The organism is Sphaerisporangium flaviroseum (assembly GCF_039537005.1).
GTDB lineage: Bacteria > Actinomycetota > Actinomycetes > Streptosporangiales > Streptosporangiaceae > Sphaerisporangium > Sphaerisporangium flaviroseum.
Genome location: NZ_BAAAZR010000037.1, coordinates 1 through 652 on the forward strand (window position 1 = coordinate 1; position 652 = coordinate 652).

Sequence of the window (652 nt, forward strand, 5' to 3'; positions counted from 1 at the left end):
CTCAAACAACGCATCCACACCCGCACCGGCCCACCCACCCCCGACGACCTCGACGAACTGCTGGCCCAGGTCTGGAAGGACCCGGCGTTCCTCCTCGCCCATCCCCTGACGATCGCGGCGTTCGGCCGTGAGTGCAGCCGTCGCGGGATCTACCCCCAGAGCACCAACATCGGCGGGCACGCCATCCCCTCGTGGCGCGGCGTTCCGCTGCTGCCCTGCAACAAGATCCCTGTCACCGAGACGCGCACCAGCTCGATCCTGGTCATGCGCACCGGGGAGGAGAGCCAGGGCGTCATCGGCCTGCACCAGACCGGCATCCCCGACGAGTACGAACCCGGGCTGTCGGTCCGCTTCATGGGCATCAACGACCAGGCCGTCATCAGCTACCTCGTCAGCGCCTACTACTCCGCGGCCATCCTGGTCCCCGACGCCCTCGGCGTCCTCGAACACGTCGAGATCGGCCACTGACCAGCGGCGCAGGAAGCGACGCGACCACATCCGTTCGGTGACACAGGGATTGGCGGTGGGTTGTGACCGACACAACCGGCACGAGCACAGGCACACAGAACGGCCGGGCCCAGAGCACGACCACGGACAACGGCCGGGTTCAGCAGAGCCTGGCCACGGCGGCGGCCCGCAATCTGGCCACGAC

General features: G+C 68.3%; 1 pseudogene. It reads left to right on the plus strand.

Going from position 1 to position 652, the window contains the following annotated elements:
* Positions 1-468 (plus strand): annotated as a pseudogene (locus tag ABD810_RS32055) (Crp/Fnr family transcriptional regulator); the annotation flags it as partial.
* Positions 469-652: the final 184 nt, after the last annotated feature.